Origin of the sequence: Methyloversatilis sp., assembly GCF_030696805.1 — a bacterium.
In the GTDB taxonomy this organism is placed as follows: Bacteria; Pseudomonadota; Gammaproteobacteria; order Burkholderiales; family Rhodocyclaceae; genus Methyloversatilis.
On sequence record NZ_JAUYRO010000120.1, the window covers coordinates 1 to 20,900 of the forward strand.

A 20,900-nucleotide genomic window follows, 5' to 3' on the forward strand; every position below is an offset into this window, starting at 1 on the left:
CCTGACCAGCGCCGTGGGTTGCGTTCGCGCGCTTGCAGGTAGGTCTGATGCCGGGCGGCCAGGATTGCGTGATCTGCACCGGTATGGCGTTGCGCCGGCGTGACGTAACGGATGCCGCTGTGCCGATGCTCGAAGTTGTACCAGTGCGCGAAGTCAGCAGCCCAGGCTCGAGCTCCATCCAGATCGGCAAATCCGCCCACGGGGAATTGCGGCCGGTACTTGGCGGTCTTGAACAGCGACTCCACGAAGGCGTTGTCGTCGGAGACGCGCGGGCGCGAGTACGACGGCTTGACCCCCAGCCAGTTGAGCATGGCAAGCACGGTGGTGGCCTTGAGCGTGCTGCCGTTGTCGCCGTGCAGCACCGGTTTGTCGGCCATCGCATGCACCCCCTCGGCCAGCGCGGTGCGCTTGAGCAGGTGGGCCGCGTGGTCGGCATCGTCGCGGGCATGGACCTCCCAGCCCACGATCTTGCGGCTGTACAGATCCATGATCAGGTACAGGTAGAACCAGTGGCCCTGTACCTGTGCGGGCAAGTAGGTCATATCCCAGCACCAAACCTGCCCGGGCCCGGTGGCGACGTGCGTGGTGGGCCGACGCGACGGCTGCGGTGCACGGCTCCGACCACGGTGGCGGTTCTGTCCATGCTCGCGCAGCAGGCGCTGGAAGCTCGATTCGCTGGCCAGATACACGCCCTCATCGGCCAGCGCCGGCACGATGCGTGCCGGTGGCAAGGCCGCAAACCGGGGTTCGTTAGCCACCGCCAGAATCCGTGTGCGTTCGTCCTCGTTGAGCGCATGGCCGGGCGACGCCCGCTCGAGCTCGGGGCGCTTGTCGCCCACGACCAGACCGTCGTGCGCTTTCCAGCGCTGCAGCGTGCGTACGGTAATCCCCGCGGTCTGGCAGGCCGGTTGCAGCCGGGCACCGGCGCTGTGCGCCACCTCAATGTTGCGGACCAATGTCCGGCGATCTTCCAAGTCGATCATGCGTCCTCGTCCTTGTCCTTGTGGAAGATCACCTCGAGTTTTTTTGACAGCACCAGAAGCGCGGCGGTCTCTGCCAGCGCCCTGTCCTTGCGCCGCAACTCGCGCTCCAACTCCTTGATGCGCCGCCGGTCGGCTTTTGTCTCGCGGTGGCTGGCGCGTGCGTCCTCGGGCGCGGCCAGCGCCTGGGTTGCCGCCTGGCGCCATTGTTCGAGCTCCTGCGGATACACCCCGTGCTCACGGCACCACGCGCTTTTACCGGTCTCGCCCATCGCCGCGGTGACCAGTACCGCATCGAGCCGAGCCGCCGCTGTCCAGGCCCGCTCGCGAGCGGGCCTGGACAGCGCATCCGCACGCCAACGCTCCAACGTCGCCGCCGAGATGCTCAGATCTCGTGCAACCAATTCCAGTGATGCACTCTCCGGCGGCAACAGCCGCCCAACAGCTTTGTCCTTGAAAGCTTGTCCGTATCTCGCCACTTTGTTTCTTCCACTATCGCCCCCGGTTTGATGATTCTAACGAGGCGACAACTAGTCTGACTCAAGGGGACTGCTGACGCGCACCACCCAGCAGACGCTGGACGTGTACTACGGCAACACTGAATCGCCCCGGATTTTGCGAAGGCCTGCTCGCTGAAGTCAGACCACCACACCTGTTACGCCTGCCGCAAATACCAGCATGGTTACTATACAAAAATGTATTTGTATAGTAACTTCAGCCGATGCGCTACGTCGAACTGTCACTCGCCGCCCAGACCGCTTACGCGGAGCTGTTCTCCCAGACTCAGACACTGGAGATGGGAAACGCCCTGGCGGGGCTGTCCGGCGCGTTTCACCGGCGCACGATCAAGGGCCGCGTCTATTGGTACTTCGGTTATCGCGATATCGACAAGCAGGGCCGGATGATTTACGTCGGTCCGGATTCGGAGCGGGTGCGCTCGCTGGTTGAATCACACGAACGTGCCCGGGCGGCCGGGCTGTTGACGAGGCCGGCTCTGGTTGCGCTGGCGGCGGGCGCGACACCCGCAGCGCCGAAGCACTTCCGGGTGGTGCGTCGTCTGGCCGAGTACGGGTTTTTCAGGGCGGGCGGCGTGCTCATCGGCACACATGCCTTCATCGCCCTGGGAAACATGCTGGGCGTGCGCTGGGCGGATGGCGCAGCCACGCTCGACGTGGATTTCGCCCATGCAGGCCCCAACGTGTCGATCGCCTTGCCGGCCAATATCCAGATCGATGTGCATGGCGCGCTCGAATCACTGGAAATGGGCTTCCTGCCGATCACCCAGCTCAATGGCAAGGTCGGGGCGCAATATCGAAACCCGGACGATCTTGAACTCCGTCTTGATTTTCTGACGAGCATGACGCGCACCGGTGAGCCTGTGCTGGTGCCGAACCTCAATGTGGCGCTCGAACCGCTGAAATTCATGGAGTTTTCGCTCGAAGCGCCGGTGCAATGCTGCTTGTTTGCGCGTGCCGGCGCGTGCGTGGTCAACGTGCCGGCCCCTGAACGATTCGCCGTGCACAAGTTGATCGTGCACGGCGAGCGCCCGGTCGCTGAGCAGACCAAGGCGAAGAAGGATGTGCTGCAGGCCGTCGGCTTGATCGAGTACTTCCAGAGCCAGGGCATGGCCGATGTCTTCAATGCAGCGTGGCGTGACGCCCTTGGTCGCGGCCAAGGCTGGGCTGCACGCGCGCAGCAGGGCCAGAAAGCCCTGTTGCGCATGGCGCCGGAACTGGATCAGCCTGAACTGTGGCGCTGATTCAGCAACGCTGAGCGGGGCAGAGATTGTGTCCGCTTCATTCGTCAACGTCCTCGTCCGCGATGGGTTCCACCATAGCCTCCGCCTTTTCGATCGCCGCCTCCAGTGCGGCGTCGGGATGGCCGGCCGGCAGGCGGGGGGCGCTCGAGATGCGCCGGTAGTCGGCGTCGGTCGTTACCGAATCGCCGGTTGTGCGCTGTGCCGACCCCAGATTGGCCGTGACCAGTTGCGGCACGGCCAGCACCAGCGCGACCATGACGATCTGGATGCCGACGAAGGGTACGGCGCCCCAGTAGATGTCGCGCGTCGGCAGAGTCTTCGGTGCGACCGAGCGCAGGTAGAACAGCGCGAAGCCGAACGGCGGGTGCATGAATGAGGTCTGCATGTTCACCGCCAGCAGCACGCCGAACCACACCAGATCAATGCCCAGCTTGTCGGCCACCGGGGCGAGCAGCGGCACGACGATGAAGGCCAGTTCGAAGAAGTCGAGGAAGAAGGCGAGCACGAACACCAGCGTCATGACGACGATCAGGAAGCCGGTTTCGCCGCCGGGCAGGCCGAGCAGCAGGTGTTCGACCCACAGGTGGCCGTCGATGCCGTAGAAGGTGAGCGAAAAGACGCGCGAGCCGATCAGGATGAACAGCACGAAGGTGGTCAGCCGGACCGTGCGGTCGAGCGCCTGCTGCAGCAGGTCGCGGTTCAGGCGCCGGCGTGCGGCGGCCATCAGCAGCGCGCCGGTGGCGCCCATCGCACCGCCTTCGGTCGGTGTCGCCAGCCCCAGGTAGATGGTGCCGAGCACGAGGAAAATGAGTGCCAGCGGCGGCATCAGCACGAAGGCGACGCGGCGCGCGAGATCCGGCAGCAGGTTCAGACGCAGCACGCGGTCGGCCACGGCGATCAGCCAGGCGACGCTGCCGCCGGCGGTGACCGCGAACAGCGCACGCGCGTCGGCGGTGTGCGCCTGCAGCGCCGGCAACTGGCTGGCGGCGATGCCGCCGAGCACCGCCACGGCGAACAGTGCCCACACGCCGCGCCGCTCCGCCGCAGTGTGGTCATCGGCCTCCGGCAGCGCCGGTGCCTTGTGAGGCCGCAGCCAGGCCACGATCAGAACGTAGAGCAGATAGAGCCCGGTCAGCACCAGTCCGGGCAACAGGGCGCCGCGGTACATGTCGCCGACCGGGCGGCCGAGCTGGTCGGCCAGCACGATCAGGACGAGCGATGGCGGAATGATCTGCGCCAGCGTGCCCGACGCACAGATGACGCCGCTGGCCAGCCGCGCGTCGTAGCCGGCGCGCAGCATGATGGGCAGCGATATGAGGCCCATCGAAATGACCGACGCGGCGACCACGCCGGTCGTTGCGGCGAGCAGCGCGCCGACCAGCACCACCGCCACTGCGAGCCCGCCGCGCAGCGTGCCGAACAGCCGGCCGACCGTGTCGAGCAGGTCTTCGGCCATGCCTGAGCGTTCCAGCACCAGGCCCATGAAGGTGAAGAAGGGAATGGCGAGCAGCGTGTCGTTGCTCATGACGCCCCACACGCGGTCGGGCATGGCCTGCACCAGCGATGCGGACAGCAGCCCGAGTTCGATGCCGATCAGCCCGAACACGATGCCGCAGGCGGCCAGCGCGAACGCCACCGGCACGCCGGACAGCAGGAACAGCACCATGGCCGCGAACATGATCGGTGCGAGGTTGGCGGCCAGCCAGGCGCTCATTCGGGCCGCTCCGACAATGCGGCGATGCGGCGGATCAGCAGCGCGACGGCCTGGGCGGCGAGCAGCGCAAAGCCCACCGGCACCAGCAGGCGCGCCGGCCACAGCGGCAGGCCGCCGGCGCTGGCCGACACTTCGTGGCTGGTCCATGAGGCGACGAACCAGGGCCAGGACAGCCACAGCATCAGCAGTGCCACCGGCAGCACCATGGTCAGCAGGCCGGCGATGTCGGCCCACAGCCTGCCGCGCGGGCCGAGACGGGACGTGATGAGGTCGATGCGCACATGTTCGTCGAGCTTGAGCACGCGGCCGGCGCCGAGCAGGAACACCGCCGACACCAGATACCACTGCGCTTCGAGCAGCGCGTTGGAACCCGAATCGAACTTGCGCGCCAGTGCATTGCCAACGGCAAGCAGCACTGCGGCGAGTACCGCCCAGGGCAGCACCCGGCCGCAGGCCTCGTTCATACGGTCGATCAGGTCGGCGAGCAGCAGCAGCGGGCGCATCGGGCGCATCGGGAGGCGGGTGAGGGGTGGATGAGCGATGGTAACCGGCAGAGACGGCGGCGCCGCTGCCGGCCCGATGCAGATGTGACATTGCGTCATCGACGTGCCGATCGCGGGCAGAGCCCGCTCCTACGAACGGCAGTACTGTCGCGGTTCTCGTAGGAGCCTGCCCTGCAGGCGATGCGGTCTTCGGACACGCGACATCGCTTGCTCAACGTGCGTATCGCGGACAGGGTCCGCTCCTACGAAAAGCGAACATTGCGCCATTTTCTCGCAGGAATCTGCCCACGGCAGGCCTTGATGGCCGACCGGCTCTGGGGGTGGCGGGCGGTGCTCGCCGAAACCCCCGTTTCGTTCCTGCAGGTAACATCCGGCTTCGCACAAGGAACACTCATGACTGCACGCACGCGCTTCTGTCTGGTCCGGCACGGTGAAACGACGTGGAATGTCGATCGCCGCATCCAGGGCCAGGTCGATATTCCGCTCAACGACACCGGGCTCGCGCAGGCGCAGGCCACGGCGCAGGCGCTGCTGGGCGAGCGGATCGACACGATCTATGGCTCGGACCTCGGCCGTGCGTGGGTGACGGCCGGGCGCATCGCGGTGCCGCGCGGACTGGCGGTGATGCCGGAGCCGGCGCTGCGCGAGCGCCACTATGGCGGCTTCCAGCGGCTGACCTATGCCGAGGCGCGCCGCCAGCACCCGGACGCCTTCGCGCGCTTCGACGCGCGCGAGCCGGACGCCGGCTTTCCGGGGCGTGGCGGCGAGTCGCTGGCTGCCTTCGATGCGCGGGTGTGGGCTTTCGTCGAATCGCTGCGCAGGCGCCACACCGGCCAGACGGTACTGCTGGTGACGCACGGCGGCGTGCTCGACATCGTGGCGCGGCGGGTGCGCGGACTGGGGCTCGTCTGCGCGCGCGATTTCGACATCGCCAACTGCGCGCTGAACTGGGTGAGCCACGACGACAGCGGATGGTGCCTCGAACGCTGGGGTGACGTGTCGCACCTGGATGGCGCACTGGATGAATTGCCGGCGTGATGTCGCACTGCGCATATATATATGCAATGTCGGTTCTGCCTGTGCCCTGACCTGAAGACCTGAACGATGAAGAACAAGCCCACCCCGGCGCGCCAGCCGTCGCCAGCCGAACTGCAACCGGTGTTCGCGCTCTACAACGGCGGCCGGCTGGCTGATGCGGCCAGCGCCGCGCAGCAGTTGCTCAGGCGCTACCCGGCGGCGGTCGTGCTGCACAGCGTGCGCGGTTCGGCGCTGGCCGGGCTGGGCCGGCTCGACGATGCCGAACAGGCGTTTCGCGAGGCGGTCACGGCCGATCCGCGCTCGGCCGAACTGCTGAGCAATCTGGGTCTGGTGCAGCAGCAGCGCGGTCGAAACGAACAGGCGCTGGCGACTTATCGCCGCGCCTTCGCGCTGAAGCCGGACTTTCCGGAGCTGCTGTACAACATGGGCGTGGTGCAGGACGCGCTCGGCCAGCTCGATGATGCGGCCGCCAGCTACCATCGCGCGCTGAAGCTGCAGCCGCGTTTCGCGGTCGCCTGGTTCAACCTCGGCACGGTGTGCGAACGTCTGCAGCGCACCAACGACGCGCTGGCCGCCTACCGCGAAGCTGTCGCGGTCGAACCCGGTTTCGTCGAGGCGCACGCCAATCTGGGTGCGGCGTTGCAGAAGCAGGGCCGGCATGACGAGGCGGTCGCCGCCTATCGCAAGGCACTCGCGATACAGCCGACAGCGACGGCCTGGTTCAGCCTGGGCACGGCGCAACGCGATCAGGGTCTGCTCGGCGACGCGGCAGCCAGTTACCGGCAGGCGCTGGCGCTGGCGCCCGACTATGCCGATGCGCACAGCAACCTCGGCGAAATCCTGCGCGACCAGGGTGATGCGGCCGCCACGATCGCCGCCTTCCGTGCCGCGCTGGCGATCGACCCGGCGCATGGCGAAGCCAGTTACAACCTCGGCCTGCTGCATTACGACATGGGCGATCTGGCCGAGGCGATACCGTACTTCGAGCGCGCGCAGATCCGCGACTGGCAGGAGCGGGTGCTGTACTGCCTGTACAAGACGCGCCGCTTCGACGCTTTCCGCGAACGGCTGGCAGGCATGACAGGCACCATTCAGCCTGAAGTCGGCAACCCCGAGGTTCGTTCCCCCGAGGTTCGACACCGCGAAGTTCGACACCGCGAAGTTCGCCACAACTCGCCGATGCTGGCGACCTTGTCGGCGCACCACGCCGCCAACTTCGGTGTCGCCGACGGCTACGACTTCTGCCCGGCGCCGCTCGATTTCGTGTTCCACAGCCACATCGACGCGCTGTCCGATTCGTCCGGCAGCTTGCTGGCTGAGCTGCTGCGCGACGTCACGCACGCCGAAATCGAGGCGCGCAAGCAGGGCCGGCTGCATCACGGCATCCAGTCGGCGGGCAATCTGTTCCGCCGCAGCGAACCTTCGTTTGAACGGCTGGCCGCGCTGATCGGCGAACAGGTCGCGCGCTACCGCGTGCGGCTGGCCGGCGACACCTGCGTGTTCGCGCAGGATTTCCCGCCCGACACGGTGTTCAGCAGCGCCTGGTACGTGAAGATGAGCCGGGGTGGCCACCTGACGTCGCACATCCATGAAACCGGCTGGCTCAGCGGCGTGGTCTACCTCGCGATTCCGCGCGACCGGCCGGCCGGCAGTCTGGCCGGCGGCATCGAATTCAGCACCGACGGCGACGACTACCCGCGCGAACACGACGACTTTCCGCGCAAGACGCTGCTGCCGGTCGTCGGCGACATCGTGCTGTTCCCGTCCTCGCTGTTCCACCGCACGATTCCATTCGAATCGAACGAAGAACGCATCTGCATCGCCTTCGACGTGAAGCCCCGCCCGGGCCTGCAGACTCAGGGGTAGTCGCCGTCCGACATACAACCGGCCCGGCACCGCCCACACTGCTGGCTGATTGTTGAATGCCGCCGGCGCCCGCCGACCGGCGTTCGACTGGACGGGAGAACAGCGTGACCGCAACGCGCATACGCCATACCCGGCCGGCTGATATTCCCGCGTTGATCGCCCTGCAAGCGCGCGTGTACCCGGACATTCCACCGTGGAGCCGCCGCAAGCTGGGCGAACAGCTCGACGTGTTTCCGCAGGGCCAGATCGTGGCCGAGATCGACGGTGCGATCGTCGGCTGCGCCAGCGCGCTGGTCGTGCTGTGGGACGACTGGTGCGATTCGCACAGCTGGCAGGACATCACCGGTGCCGGCACCTTCGAGCATCACAACCCTGACGGTCGCACGCTGTACGGTGCGGAAGTGTTCGTCGATCCGGATCTGCGCGGATCCGGCGTCGGCCACCTGCTGTACGAAGGGCGGCGCATGCTGTGCCGGGCGATGAACCTCAAACGCATCATCGCCTGCGGTCGCCTGCCCGGCTACCACCGCCACGCTGCCGACATGACGGCCGACCTGTACGCCCGCAAGGTAGTGTGGGGCGACCTGCGCGACCCGGTGCTCAGCTTCCAGCTGAAGGAAGGCTTCAGCTACCTCAGCGTGGTGCCGGGCTACCTGCCCGAAGACACCGAATCACTGGGCTACGCCTCGGTCATCGTCTGGCTCAACCCGGACCACGATCCGGCCCGACCCACCCATTTCCCGGAGCACATCCTGCCATGATCGTCCGCATCGCCGCCGTACAGTACCTGCTGCGCCCCATTCACGACTGGTCCGGTTTCGAGAACCAGGTGCGCTTCATCATGAAGGCGGCCGGCGACTACAAGCCGCAGTTCGTGCTGCTGCCCGAAATCTTCACCACGCAACTGCTGTCCTTCATGGACACCAGCGACCTGAATGCCGCCGTGCGCAACATGCACGACTACACCAAGCGCTACCGCGACCTCATGCTGGAACTGGCGGCACAGTGGAACGTGCACTTGATCGGCGGCAGCCACCCGACGGTGCGCGAAGACGGCCGGCTGACCAACACGGCGTACTACTTCACGCCGGGCGGCCAGGTGTTCGAACAGGACAAGATCCATCGCACGCGCTGGGAGCGCGAAAAGTGGGACACCGACGCCGGCGACCAGCTGCGCCTGTTCGATACGCCATTCGGCAAGATTGCCATCCTGATCTGTTACGACATCGAATTTCCGGAACTGTCGCGCATGGTGTGCGAGGCGGGCGCCGACATCCTGTTCGTGCCCTCATGCACCGATGACCGGCAGGGCTTTCTGCGGGTGCGCTACTGCTGCCACGCGCGGGCGATCGAGAATCAGGTGTTCGTCGTGCAGACCAGCACCGTGGGCAATCTGCCAGTCGAGGGACTCGGCATGCACTACGGTCAGGCCGGCATCATCACGCCGTCGGATTTTCCGTTCGCCCGCGACGGCATCGCCGCCGAAGGGACGCCGAACATCGAACAGATCATCGTCGCCGAAGTCGATCTGAACGACCTGCAGGGCAACCGCCTGAACGGCACGACCATCCCGCTGTACGACAAGCGCAAGGATGTGTACGAACACCCGGTGGAAGTCATCAAGGTGAGCTGATCGCCCGGGCGGTCGCGCCATAAAAAAGGCCACCTGCGTGCCGGCAGGTGGCCTTTTTTGATGGGGTGGCTCGAAGCATGCCCCGATCAGGCTTCCTCGTCGCCGTAGCTGTTGCGTACTTCGGTGCCGCCGGACTGCGCCCTGACGTAGTCGGCCACCGCGGCTTCGAAGGTCGCGTTGCCGGTCTTCATGCAGGAAATGTAGTACTCCCAGAATTCCGGGCTGCTGGTCACCGCGGCCAGCGCGGCCGACTTCATCGCGAACACTTCGTCTTCCGCCTTGGTTCGGATCTTGGTCGGTGCGAACAGCACGTAGGCCTCGGCGTGGGTGTAGATGTCCTTCGCCAGACCGAGCCAGATTTCGGCGTCGGTCAGCGTGACGCGATAGTTCGGCGTGTTGATCTGCGGGCCCTGCGGCCCCTTGCCGTCCAGCTCGGTATGGATGGCATCCAGCTTCGGAATCTGCCGCTTGATCATCTTGCTGATGTACGGCATCACCTCGTCGCGCCGGCCCGGCACGACCAGCAGCCACGGAAACACAGCCGCAGTCACCTTGCGCGCGTAGTCACCGAGATTGAGCACGACCCGGTTGGCCACATCGGGGTCGCGCACATTGCGGCCGAGCGCGTCAAACACCTGCACCGACGTGCCGACCTCCTCGATCGCGGCGACCGCGGAGTAATAGGCGCGGGCATAGTGGTTGTGCTTGAGCAGCAGTTCCGCTTCGTACAGCAACTCGCGGGCGTTGTCGATCGAGGCGTCGCGGTAGCGTCGCAGCAGCTTCGATGTGAGCGCGATGCTCGGCTTGTTTGTTTTCGGCACTGAAGTGACTCCGTAGCTCAAAATCAACCGTTGCGACGATGGCGCAGCGCGCGCTGTCGTCCATGGCCGCACACTGCCGAGGCCGTCCGCACGCGTCACTCCAAGGGTAGGTTCGCGTACGCATTGATCGCATCGTCTTTGCGTTGTCGCTTCGTGTCAACTGCGTGACAAGCCCGTCATGTGCCCGCTGGCAAGGTCAGTGCGGCGCGCAGCCCGGGTGCCGCATCACCCAGTTCGATGCGCCCGGCGTGCAGGCGCGCCACCGACTGCACCAGGCTGAGCCCGAGCCCGAGGCCCGGTGTGTTGCGCGCCCCTTCAAGCCGGTACAGCCGTTCGAACACGCGTTCCTGCTCGCTGACCGGAATGCCCGGCCCCTGATCGGCCACCTCGAGTCGCCAGCCGTCCCGCACCGGTTGAAGGCTGACGCTCACCGTGCCGCCGGCCGGACTGAATTTGATCGCGTTGTCGATCAGGTTGATGACCGCCTGGAACAGCAGGTCGCGGTGGCCGCTTATCGAGGCCTGTTCCGGCACGTCGGCCAACAGCGTGATACCGCGTTCGTCGGCCATCGGCTCCATGAAGTCGATGGCGTCGCGCGTCAGTGAAGCAAGGTCGAGCGCACGGAATTCACTGCGCAGCAGGCCGGATTCGACATTGGCGATGCGCAGCAGCGACTGGAAGGTGGACAGCACCTGATCGATGTCGGCCAGATTGCGCTCCAGCAATGCCGGTAGTTCGTCGCCGGTCGGCGGCGCGGCCAGCGCGGCTTCGATGCGTGCGCGGTGGCGGGTCAGCGGCGAGCGCAGGTCATGCGCGATGTTGTCGGTGGCGCCGCGCACCGAGGCGATCAGCCGGTCGATGCGGTCGAGCATGCCGTTGAGCGTCTGTGACAGGCGGTCGAACTCGTCCGCCGTGCCGCGCACCGGAATGCGGTGGCGCAGGTCGCCATCCATGATCTGCTGTGCGGCGAGGCGCATCGTTTCGACCGGTCGCAGCGCGGCGCGGGTGATCAGGAAACCGCCGATGAGCGACGCGATCAGCATGACGCCGAAACTGGCCAGCGCGGCGCGCCGGATGTCGCTGCGTACCTGCTCCACCTCGTACTCGTCAAAGCCGACCAGCAGCCGGCTGCCGTCCGGCAGGCGCGCCCAGCGCGCGACGACTTCGGTGAGGCCGGGGTGGCGCAGGCTCGGCAGCCGCAGAAGGACGCCGTCGCGCGTTGCAGCGGCCGGCCACGCATCGAGGTTGCCGATCAGCATGACGCCGTCGACACCTTCCAGCCGGTACAGGCGATCGTGATTCGGCGAGCGCATGTCCAGCCGCTGGCGGATCAGGCCGCTCACGCCGCGTACGCCATCGACCCGGTACTCGGCGGTCAGGATGTCCAGTTCGGCGTCTACGCTTTCTTCGACGTGACCCAGCATGTACTGCCCGGCGAGCCAGCTCACCAGCAGCAGCATCAGGCCGAAACCGGTCGCCAGCAGAACGCTGTTGGCCAGTGCCAGTCGCGCCGTCGTGCTCAGGCCACGCGTGGCGCGCGGGGCGACCGGGTGCGTCGGCTCAGTCATCGGCATCCATGCCGTGACGAACGGCCGCGCGCGTAGCGGGTGCAAAGTCGCGTCGCCGGCCTTCGATCAGCGGGCGCGCCAGCGGGCGCAGGTCGAGCCCGATCGTGGCATGCAGCGCCGCCGCCCGCTGGAACAGCTGCTTCTCCGACAGCCGGAATGCATCGCCGCGCGCGGCAAACACGATTTCATTCACGCCGTCTTCGGTGGCGACGACACTGACCGAGTTGGCGAAGCTGGCACGCACGCGGCCGATGTAGGCACCGTGCAGCGCGTCGTCGGCATGCATGTTGATCGCGAGCAGGCCGTTCGGGGTCAATGCGGCGTGGCAGTCGTCGTAGAAGCGCTGCGTGCACAGCGCGCTTGCCTGTCCGCCGATGTCGAAGCCATCCACCAGCAGAAGGTCGAAGGTGTCGTCATGCTGCGCAATCCAGTCGGCGCCATCGGCGCAGTCGATGCGCAGCCGCCCATCGTCCGGCGGGATGTGGAAGCGGTTGCGCAGCGCGATCACCTCAGCCGAAATTTCGGCCACCTCGACGCGCGCGCCCGGCAGGTGGTGGTGGCAGTACTTCACCAGCGATCCGCCGCCCAGGCCGATCATGCCGATGCGCAAGGGCGCCGGCACGAACAGCAGCGCAGCCATCATCAGGCGCGAATAGTCAAGCACCAGATCGACGGGTCGCGCCGGGTCCATGCTGCTCTGCACGGCGGCGCCGTCGAAGTGCATCGTCAGCATGCCTTCGTCGTCCTGCACGAAAGGCGCGCCTGCGGCGCTGCCCGCCCAGGGTGATCGGCGGTCGTTCATGCCGGCACCCGCATGCAGTAGCCGGCGCCACGCAGCGTGTGGATCAGCGGCAGCCAGCCGGCGCGGTCGACCTTGGCGCGCAGGCGGGAAATATGCACGTCGATGACATTCGTCTGCGGATCGAAGTGGTAGTCCCACACGCCCTCGAGCAGCATGGTGCGGGTGACCACCTGACCGGCGTGGCGCATCAGGAACTCGAGCACCCGATATTCCTGCGGCTTGAGCGCGATTTCGTCACCGGCGCGTCGCACGATGTGCGTCATGCGGTCGAGTTCGAGATCGGCCACCCGCAGCACGCTTTCGATCGCCGGCATCAGGCCGCGGCGCGTGATCACGTCCAGCCGCGCCTGCAGTTCCGACATCGCGAATGGCTTCACCAGATAGTCGTCACCGCCGGCGCGCAGGCCGCGGATGCGTTCGTCGACATGGCCGAGCGCACTGAGGATGAGCACCGGCACGCGCGAACCGGTGGCGCGCAGCGCAGCCAGCATCGACAGACCGTCCATCTGCGGCATCAACCGGTCAAGTACGATGGCGTCGTAATTCTCGCCCGTCGCCATGAAAAGGCCGTCGCGCCCGTTTGCCGCGTGGTCGACGACGTGTCCGGCCTCGCGCAGGCCGTGGCAGATGAAACCGGCGATTTCGGTGTCGTCCTCGACCACGAGGAGGTGCATGGCAGACCTTTTCGGAAGGCGCGGCGCACGGCCCGGGTCGGGGTGCGCGAGCCGTGATTCTGCCTGCGTCGAGCCACCTTGCCACAACATGAACGGATGTTCATGTTGCGTCCACCTGCCGGCAATCCACCGCCGTGCAAGCTGATGCATGTCTTCATCCGTCCGTCGTGCGCCCATGCGTTCCGCCCTGCTGTGCTGCCTGCTGTCCGTCCTGTGGCTGACGCCACCGCTGTCTGCGCAATCCGTCTCCATCCCGGCGCCCTCCCACGCGGAAGAGCAAGAACAGACCGTCGTGCGCGACGCCGCACTCACGCTGTCCGGCGCCTTGTCGGCCGCGCTTGGCCGGGCGCCGGGTACCCAGCTGCCACAGGCCCGGCTGTCCGAATCGCGGGTGCTGACCGAACGGGCCGGTAGCGTGCTGTCGGCACCGCCGGCGCTGCACATGCGCTACCAGACCGATCGTCTGCCTGGCCGCGCCGCTGGCGTGCGCGAACTTGAAGCCGGGCTGGACCTGCCCTTGTGGCGATCCGGTCAGCGCGACGCGCTGCGCCGCGAGGCGGACGCGGGTCGCCTGCTGTCCGACGAGGAACTGCGCATCCACCGCTGGCGCGTGGCCGGCGATGTACGTGAAACCCTGTGGCGCGTGCTGCAGGCGGAAGCCGAAGTGAAACTGGCCGACGCCGACGTCGAGCTGTATCGCGCGCTGGAAGACGATGTGTCGAAGCGGGTGCGCGCAGGGGATGCGGCGCCGGTCGAGAGACTGTCGGCCGAAGCGGCCCGGCGCGAGCGCGACGCCGCGCGCTACGAGGCACAGGTCGAACTGGCGCACAGCGTGTTCGGCTGGGCCACGCTGACCGGCTTGCCGGCGCTGCCGGTGACGGCACGCGAGCCGATTGCGCGCACGCCGGTGGATGACGCGCCGATGGGCTATCCGCCTGTGCTCACGGCGCAGGCCGCGCTCGAACGGGCGCGCAGTGCGCTGGCCAGCGTACAGGCCCAGGGCAGCGGTACGCCGCGCATCCTGGTTGGCATGCGTTCCGAAAAATCGCCCGACAGCCCTGTGACGGACAGCGTCGGCGCCACGCTGTCGATTCCATTCGGCGGCGAGGTGCATCGCGCAGCGACCGTGTCGCCGCTGCAGCTCGATCTGGCCCGCGCCGAGGACGACCTTGCGCTGGCCCTGCGTATGGCCACACTGGCGCTGCACGAAGCCGAGCACGAACTGCACGCCCGCGAACAGGCGCTGCAACTGGCCACCGGGCAAAAGGCGGTCGCCGATCGGGAGGTCGAACTCGCCCGCCGTGCCTACCGGCTCGGCGAAAGCTCGCTCGCCGAGCGCCTGCTGATCGAGGCACGCGCCGCCAACGCACGCCGTGCGGCCGCGTTGGCCGACATTGCCTATGAGCGCGCTGTGGCGCGCTACAACAACAGTCTGGGAATCCTGCCGTGAAACATGCGTTCGTGTTGTCCTGTCTGCTCGCGCTGACATCCTCCCTTCACGCCGCCGACATCGTGCTCGGTGCGACGCAGATCGAACGTCTGGGCATCCGCGACGCGGCCCCCGTGTCGGCGGCGCAGGCCAGCGCGGCGCCGTGGTCGGCGCGCGTCGTGGCATCGGCCGACGGCGAGTGGGTGGTGACTGCGCCGGCCGGCGGCGTGGTGGTGCGCGTGCCGGTGGTCGAAGGCCAGCAGGTTGCGGCGAATGCCGTGCTGGTGGAACTGCGCAGCGCAGGCCTGCCCGAACAAGGTGCGGCGCTGGCCCAGTCGCGTTCCGCTGCGGCGCTGGCGCGCAGCAATCTGGAGCGTGACCGGACCTTGCATGCCGAAGGCCTGATCGCCGAACGCCGGGTGCGCGAATCGGAAAATGCGGCTGCACAGGCCGATGCGGCATACGGTGCCGCGCAGTCGAGGCTGCGCCTGCTGGGCGTTTCGGCGGCGGACGCGTCGAGCGGGCGTGTGCAGGTACGGGCCGAGGCGGCGGCGACCGTGCTTGAACGCATGGTGCTGCCCGGTCAGCGCGTGGACGAGGCCGACGCGCTGCTGCGGCTGGCCGATGCACGCAAGCTGATGCTCGAGCTGAACCTGACCGTGGCGCAGGCGCAGGGCGTACGCGAAGGCGACTTGCTGCTGGTGGAGGGGACGGGCGAACAGGCGCGCGTAACGCAGATCGGCTGGGGGGCTGCAGACATGACGCAGACGGTGCGTGTCCGCGCCGCTTTGCCGCCTGCACCATCCGCCCTGCGGCCGGGTCTGTGGGTGCAGGCGCGGCGCTCGCGACCGGCTACCGACGCATGGACAGTGCCGGCTGCGGCAGTCACCCATCACGACGGCCGGACCTGGGTGTTTGCGCGTACCGCGCAGGGTTTTCGCGCGGTCGAGGTGCAGGCGCTGTCGCAGGACGCAGGGTTTGCCACGGTCAGCGGGGCGCTGGACGAAAAGGCTGCGGTCGCGGTCAGTGGTGTGGCCGCGCTGAAGGCGGTGTGGCTGGGCAAGGGAGCGCAATGATGCTCGACGCCCTGACGCGCGGCGCGCTGGCGCGACCGCTGCTGACGATACTTGCCGCGCTGCTGCTGATGGCCGCCGGTGCCTGGTCGATGATGAAATTGCCGATCGATGCCTTTCCGGACGTGTCGGCACCGCAGGTCAAGATCATCGTCAAGCTGGCCGGCATGACGCCGGAAGAGATGGAAGCGCGCGTGACCACGCCGGTCGAGATCGAAATGCTCGGCCTGCCGAAGCAGACCATGCTGCGCTCGACCAGCAAGTACGGCCTGACCGATATCACCATCGATTTCGAGGACGGCACCGACATCTACTGGGCGCGCAATCAGGTCAGCGAGCGGCTCACCGGCATCATGGACGCGCTGCCGCCCGGGCTGACCGGCGGGCTGGCGCCGATCACCACGCCGCTGGGCGAAATGTTCATGTTCACGGTCGAAGGCGACCTGTCGCTGGCCGAGCGGCGCGGTCTGCTCGACTGGGTGATCCGCCCGGCGCTGCGCACGGTGCGCGGTGTGGCCGACGTGAATGTGCTGGGCGGGCTGGCGACGGCCTACGAGGTGGTACCGGATGCAGCGCGCATGGCCGCCACCGGCATCACGCTGGACGAGTTGCGCGCCACGCTGGAGCGCTTCAATCGCAACGATGGCGCCGGCCGCATCAATGAGGGCGAGGAAACCCTGCTGGTGCGGGTGCAGGGGCGGCTTGAGTCGCTCGACGACATCGGCCGGCTGGTGGTGCACGCAACGCCGCAGGTGCAGGTGCGCATCGCCGACGTGGCCGAGGTGCGGCTCGGCGCGCTGACCCGCATGGGTGGCGTGACGCACAACGGTGAGGGTGAAACGGTGCAGGGGCTGGTGCTCGGCCTGCGTGGCGCCGATGCACAGGAAGTGGTGCGCGGCGTGCGGGCGCGGCTCGACGAGATCGCGCCCAGCCTGCCGGCAGGCGTGAAGGTCGTCCCGTTCTACGACCGCGGCGAGCTGGTATCGAGTGCGGTCGGCACGGTAACCAAGGCGCTGATCGAGGCCGTGGTGCTGGTGCTCATCCTGCTGTTCCTGTTCCTCGGCAATGTGCGCGCCGCGCTGGCCGTGGCGGTGGTGCTGCCGCTGTCGGCGTTGTGGACCTTCCTTCTGATGCATTTCGCCGGTTTGTCGGCCAACCTGATGAGTCTGGGCGGGCTGGCGATCGCCATCGGTCTGCTGGTCGATGCGGCGGTGGTGGTGGTCGAGAACGTGGTCGCCCATCTGCACGAGCCGGGTGCGGCAGACCGGCCGCGCCAGGATGTGGTGCTCGATGCCGTGCGCGAGGTCGCAGTACCGACCACTGCCGGCATCGTCATCATTGCGCTGGTGTTCGTGCCGCTGCTAAGCCTGCAGGGCCTGGAGGGCAAGCTGTTCGCGCCGGTCGCGCTGACCATCGTGTTCGCGCTCGCCGGCTCGCTGCTGCTGTCGCTGACCGTGATTCCGCTGCTGGCGCGCCTGATGCTGAATGCCCGCTCGCACGCCGACCCGTGGCTGCCGCGCACGCTGTCGAAGCTCTATGCGCCGTTGCTGCAGCGTGCGCTGGCCGCCCCGCTCATCGTCGGCGGCATTGCCGGCTTGCTGTTCGTCGCGGCGGTCGTGGTTTACATGGGCCTGGGCAAAACCTTCATGCCGACCATGGATGAGGGCAGTCTGATCGTGCAGCTGGAAAAGCTGCCGTCGATCAGCCTCGATGCCTCGCTGGATATCGACACCCGTTTCCAGAAGGCGCTGAAGGACATCGTGCCAGAGGCGACGCAGATCGTGGCGCGCGCCGGGTCGGACGAAATCGGCCTCGACCCGATGGGCCTGAACCAGACCGACACCTTCATCAGTCTGGCGCCCGGCGCCGACAAGCCGGCCATCGTCCATCGCATCCGCGATCTGCTGGCCGAATTCCCGGGCGTGGCCTACGCCTTCACGCAGCCGATCGAAATGCGTGTGTCGGAAATGATCCTCGGTGTGCGCGGCGATCTGGCGATTCGGCTGTTCGGGCCTGACATCGATACGCTGAACCACAAGGCGGGCGAAATCGCCGACGTGCTGCGCGCCATACCGGGCGCCGAAGACGTGTTCTTCGTGCGCAACGAGGGTGTGCAGTATCTGCGTGTCGTGCCGGATACCGACGCGCTGGCGCGCGCCGGCCTCGACGTCGACGCGCTGGCGGCCAGCCTGCGCATGCAGATCGAGGGCGAGCGCGTCGGGCTGATCCAGAAGCTGGACCGGCGCTACCCGCTGGTCATCCGTTCTACCGGCAGCGCAGGTGCGTCGGAAGAACTGACCCAGATGCCGGTGGCGCTGCCGGGCGGCGGTCGCATTGCGCTCGGCCAGCTGGCGCGCTTCGAGCGGGTCGGCGGTCCGGTGCAGATCAACCGTCAGCTGGGCAGCCGCAACATGGTGGTGATCGCCAATGTCGGGGGTCGCGATCTGGTCGGCTTCGTCGAGGATGCGCGTGCCCAGGTGCTGCAGAAGGTCGAACTGCCCCCCGGCTACCGCCTCACCTGGGGGGGCGAGTTCGAAAACCAGCAACGCGCCGCGCAGCGGCTCGCCCTGGTGGTGCCGCTGGCGCTGGTGCTGATTTTTCTCATCCTCTTCAGCACCTTCGATTCGCTGCGCCAGGCGGCGCTGGTGATGGCCAACGTGCCGTTCGCGATGATCGGTGGCGTGTTTGCGCTGGGCATTTCCGGTGAGTACCTGTCGGTGCCGGCATCGGTCGGTTTCATCGCACTGCTCGGCATCGCGGTGCTCAATGGCGTAGTCCTCGTGAGCTACTTCAATCAGTTGCGGGCGGCCGGTCAGAGCATGCTCGACGCAGTGGTCAATGGCGCACAGCGAAGGTTGCGCCCGGTGCTGCTGACCGCGTCGATGGCCGCCCTCGGTCTGGTGCCGCTGCTGTTCGCCACCGGCCCCGGGTCGGAAATCCAGCGGCCGCTCGCCATCGTGGTCATCGGCGGGCTCATTTCTTGTACGGCGTTAACACTTCTGCTGCTACCCATCCTGTACAAAAGGTTCGGTGAGCGTCCTGCCACGGTATCCGCCTCTTCATGACATCGATCCGATCCGTGCCGCGCCGGCGCGCCCTCCCGTTCCTGCTCGTTGCGTCCCTGCTGACTCTTGCCATCTGGACCTTGCTGCGTCTGCTGCTGTGGGGTTTCGCCGGCCCGGCCGACATCGGTACCGCCGCGCTGCACGTTTTTGCGCGCGGCCTGTGGTTTGATCTGGCCGTACTCGCCTGGCTGGTGGCCCCGCTGCTCGTGCTGTCGGCGCTGCTGCCGGCGCGTGCGCGCGCGAGCCGCTTCATGGCGCGGCTGCGCTGGGGGGCGCTGTGGCTGATGGCCGCCTTGCTGCTGTTCGGTGCAGTGTCCGAAGTGGTGTTCTGGGAGGAGTTTTCGACCCGCTTCAACTTCATCGCGGTGGATTACCTGATCTACACGCAGGAAGTGATCGGCAACATCATGCAGTCCTATCCGGTCGGACTCATCGTCGGCGGCATCGCGCTTGTCGCGGCACTCATCGTGTTCGGATTGAGCCGTCTGGTCGGGTTCGTCAGCGCGCCGCGCCGCCCGGCCGTGCGGCTGGTCATGCTGGCCGGCGCACTGGTGCTGCCGGCTGCGTCCTGGCAGTTCGCGGCGCTGGAGCAGATGGAAGGCAGCGGCAATGCCTACGCCGACGAGCTGGCCGGCAACGGGCTGTACGCATTCGCTGCCGCGATGCGCCGGAACGAACTCGACTATGAGCGCTGGTACGCCACCTTGCCGCAGGAAGAGGCCGACGAGGTGCTGCTCGACCTGCATGTCGAACGTCTTCCCTTGTCATCGCCGGACAGCCCGAGCGCCATGGACGATCCGCCGCACGACAAGGTGCCGTTCAGCCGCCGGCCGCGCAATGTCGTACTGGTGACGATCGAAAGCCTGTCGGCCGAGTATGTCGGCGCCTATGGCTCGACCGAGGGCCTGACGCCCGAACTCGATCGCCTCGCCGCCGAAGGCCTGCGCTTTGCCGAGGTGTACGCAACCGGCACGCGCACAGTGCGCGGACTCGAAGCGCTGTCGCTGGGTACGCCACCGGTTCCCGGGCAAGCCATTGTCCGGCGCGCCCACAACAACAATCTGTCCACCGTGGGCGAGCTGCTGGCGCCGCAAGGTGTCGTGCCGATGTTCATCTACGGCGGCTATGGCTACTTCGACAACATGAACAGTTACTTCCGTGGCAACGACTACCTGATCGTCGACCGGACCGACTTTCCGAAGGACAGCGTCGTGTTCGAGAACGTGTGGGGTGTGGCCGACGAGGTGTTGTACGCCAACGCGCTGAAGGCACTCAACGACAAGGCGGCTGCGGGCAAGCCCTTCTTTGCGCAGATCATGACAACATCGAATCATCGCCCCTACACCTATCCGGACGGTCGCATCGACATTGCGTCACCGGGCGGGAGGCGCGGCGGCGTGAAGTACACCGACTGGGCGATCGGCGAATTCATCCGTGAGGCGAAGAAGCAGCCGTGGTTCGCCGACACGCTGTTCGTGTTCGTCGCGGACCACTGCGCGTCGGTCGCCGGACGCACGCGCCTGCCGGTCGCGAAGTACCGCATACCATTGATCTTCTACGCGCCGGACATCCTGCAACCGGGTGAGTACCCGCAACGTGTGAGCCAGATCGATCTCGCACCCACGCTGATCGAAGTCATGGGCAAGAACGGCGACGATCATTTCTTCGGCCGCTCGTTCTTCGAAGCAGATGCGCCACTGGACCGCGCCTTCATTTCCAACTATCAGGATCTGGGCTATCTGCGCGGCAACTTGTTGACCGTGCTGTCGCCGCGCCGCGTGGTGCGCGCCTTCACCGTCGATCCGGTCACGCTCGAATCGACGCCGGCCGAAGTGGATCCGCAACGTGCGCGTGAGGCAATCGCCTACTACCAGACGGCTGCATCTGCGTTCAAGCAGGGTCGACTGCACTCGAGCGAGGCCCGGTGAGCGGCTGGCGTACGGGGCGACACGCAGATCTGTTCGTTGTCGCCTTC

The 20,900-nt window shown here is 67.0% G+C and carries 16 protein-coding genes; 9 read left to right on the forward strand and 7 right to left on the reverse strand.

Translation table 11 applies throughout. The features are described 5' to 3' along the window. Positions 1-1,459 (reverse strand): IS3 family transposase gene (locus Q8R75_RS19480; protein WP_305625948.1). Its coding sequence is split into 2 segments (ribosomal slippage), with 1,460 coding nucleotides annotated over them: positions 1-1,021 and positions 1,021-1,459; the frame shifts between segments, so codons are not numbered across the junction. This gene is flagged as partial in the annotation. Between the two features lie 242 nt (positions 1,460-1,701). Between Q8R75_RS19480 and Q8R75_RS19485 the strand changes: the two genes are divergently transcribed. Further along, complete coding sequence (locus tag Q8R75_RS19485; protein WP_305626615.1) at positions 1,702-2,739, forward strand: nucleotidyltransferase domain-containing protein; 1,038 nt, start codon at positions 1,702-1,704, stop codon at positions 2,737-2,739. A gap of 37 nt (positions 2,740-2,776) precedes the next feature. On the opposite strand, the gene Q8R75_RS19490 is transcribed toward Q8R75_RS19485, so the two are convergent. Both Q8R75_RS19490 and Q8R75_RS19495 read right to left on the reverse strand, forming a co-directional pair. Beyond that, positions 2,777-4,453: a TRAP transporter large permease subunit gene (locus Q8R75_RS19490; RefSeq protein WP_305614663.1), complete on the reverse strand. Its 1,677-nt coding sequence runs from the start codon at positions 4,451-4,453 to the stop codon at positions 2,777-2,779. Beyond that, positions 4,450-4,956, reverse strand: a complete 507-nt coding sequence (locus tag Q8R75_RS19495) for a TRAP transporter small permease subunit (RefSeq protein WP_305614664.1) — start codon at positions 4,954-4,956, stop codon at positions 4,450-4,452. The genes Q8R75_RS19490 and Q8R75_RS19495 overlap by 4 nt, the downstream gene beginning before the upstream one ends. Before the next feature lie 393 nt (positions 4,957-5,349). On the opposite strand from Q8R75_RS19495, the gene Q8R75_RS19500 reads away from it, so the two are divergent. From Q8R75_RS19500 to Q8R75_RS19515, 4 genes are all read left to right on the forward strand, one after another. Continuing rightward, entirely contained in the window at positions 5,350-5,994 is a 645-nt protein-coding gene (locus Q8R75_RS19500; protein ID WP_305663829.1) for a histidine phosphatase family protein, read from the forward strand. A 66-nt stretch (positions 5,995-6,060) separates the two neighbouring features. Continuing rightward, a complete protein-coding gene (locus Q8R75_RS19505) occupies positions 6,061-7,860 on the forward strand; it encodes a tetratricopeptide repeat protein (RefSeq protein WP_305614666.1) in 1,800 nt (599 codons plus the stop codon). A gap of 104 nt (positions 7,861-7,964) precedes the next feature. After that, positions 7,965-8,621 (forward strand): GNAT family N-acetyltransferase, encoded by a 657-nt coding sequence (locus Q8R75_RS19510; protein WP_305614667.1) that lies wholly within the window; start codon positions 7,965-7,967, stop codon positions 8,619-8,621. Beyond that, on the forward strand, positions 8,618-9,493 hold the full coding sequence (locus Q8R75_RS19515) for a carbon-nitrogen hydrolase family protein (RefSeq protein WP_257098322.1): 876 nt from the start codon (positions 8,618-8,620) through the stop codon (positions 9,491-9,493). The genes Q8R75_RS19510 and Q8R75_RS19515 overlap by 4 nt, the downstream gene beginning before the upstream one ends. An 86-nt stretch (positions 9,494-9,579) precedes the next feature. On the opposite strand, the gene Q8R75_RS19520 is transcribed toward Q8R75_RS19515, so the two are convergent. From Q8R75_RS19520 to Q8R75_RS19535, 4 genes are all read right to left on the reverse strand, one after another. Continuing rightward, positions 9,580-10,314, reverse strand: coding sequence for an AbiV family abortive infection protein (locus Q8R75_RS19520; RefSeq protein ID WP_305614668.1), 735 nt, complete (start codon positions 10,312-10,314; stop codon positions 9,580-9,582). Between the two features lie 176 nt (positions 10,315-10,490). Further along, entirely contained in the window at positions 10,491-11,882 is a 1,392-nt protein-coding gene (locus Q8R75_RS19525) for a HAMP domain-containing sensor histidine kinase (RefSeq protein WP_305614669.1), read from the reverse strand. After that, positions 11,875-12,684, reverse strand: coding sequence for a transferase (locus Q8R75_RS19530; protein ID WP_305614670.1), 810 nt, complete (start codon positions 12,682-12,684; stop codon positions 11,875-11,877). The genes Q8R75_RS19525 and Q8R75_RS19530 overlap by 8 nt, the downstream gene beginning before the upstream one ends. Next, positions 12,681-13,358, reverse strand: a complete 678-nt coding sequence (locus Q8R75_RS19535; RefSeq protein WP_305614671.1) for a response regulator transcription factor — start codon at positions 13,356-13,358, stop codon at positions 12,681-12,683. The genes Q8R75_RS19530 and Q8R75_RS19535 overlap by 4 nt, the downstream gene beginning before the upstream one ends. 148 nt (positions 13,359-13,506) lie before the next feature. Between Q8R75_RS19535 and Q8R75_RS19540 the strand changes: the two genes are divergently transcribed. From Q8R75_RS19540 to Q8R75_RS19555, 4 genes are read left to right on the forward strand one after another with little or no spacing between them, the layout of a single operon-like run. Next, positions 13,507-14,808 (forward strand): TolC family protein, encoded by a 1,302-nt coding sequence (locus tag Q8R75_RS19540; RefSeq protein ID WP_305614672.1) that lies wholly within the window; start codon positions 13,507-13,509, stop codon positions 14,806-14,808. Further along, positions 14,805-15,863 carry an efflux RND transporter periplasmic adaptor subunit gene (locus Q8R75_RS19545; protein WP_305614673.1) on the forward strand — a complete coding sequence of 353 codons (1,059 nt, stop codon included), beginning with the start codon at positions 14,805-14,807 and terminating at the stop codon, positions 15,861-15,863. Before Q8R75_RS19540 ends, Q8R75_RS19545 begins: the two co-directional genes overlap by 4 nt. Continuing rightward, positions 15,863-18,925 carry a CusA/CzcA family heavy metal efflux RND transporter gene (locus tag Q8R75_RS19550; RefSeq protein WP_305614674.1) on the forward strand — a complete coding sequence of 1,021 codons (3,063 nt, stop codon included), beginning with the start codon at positions 15,863-15,865 and terminating at the stop codon, positions 18,923-18,925. Before Q8R75_RS19545 ends, Q8R75_RS19550 begins: the two co-directional genes overlap by 1 nt. Continuing rightward, a complete protein-coding gene (locus tag Q8R75_RS19555) occupies positions 18,922-20,853 on the forward strand; it encodes an LTA synthase family protein (protein WP_305614675.1) in 1,932 nt (643 codons plus the stop codon). Before Q8R75_RS19550 ends, Q8R75_RS19555 begins: the two co-directional genes overlap by 4 nt. The last annotated feature ends 47 nt before the right edge of the window (positions 20,854-20,900 follow it).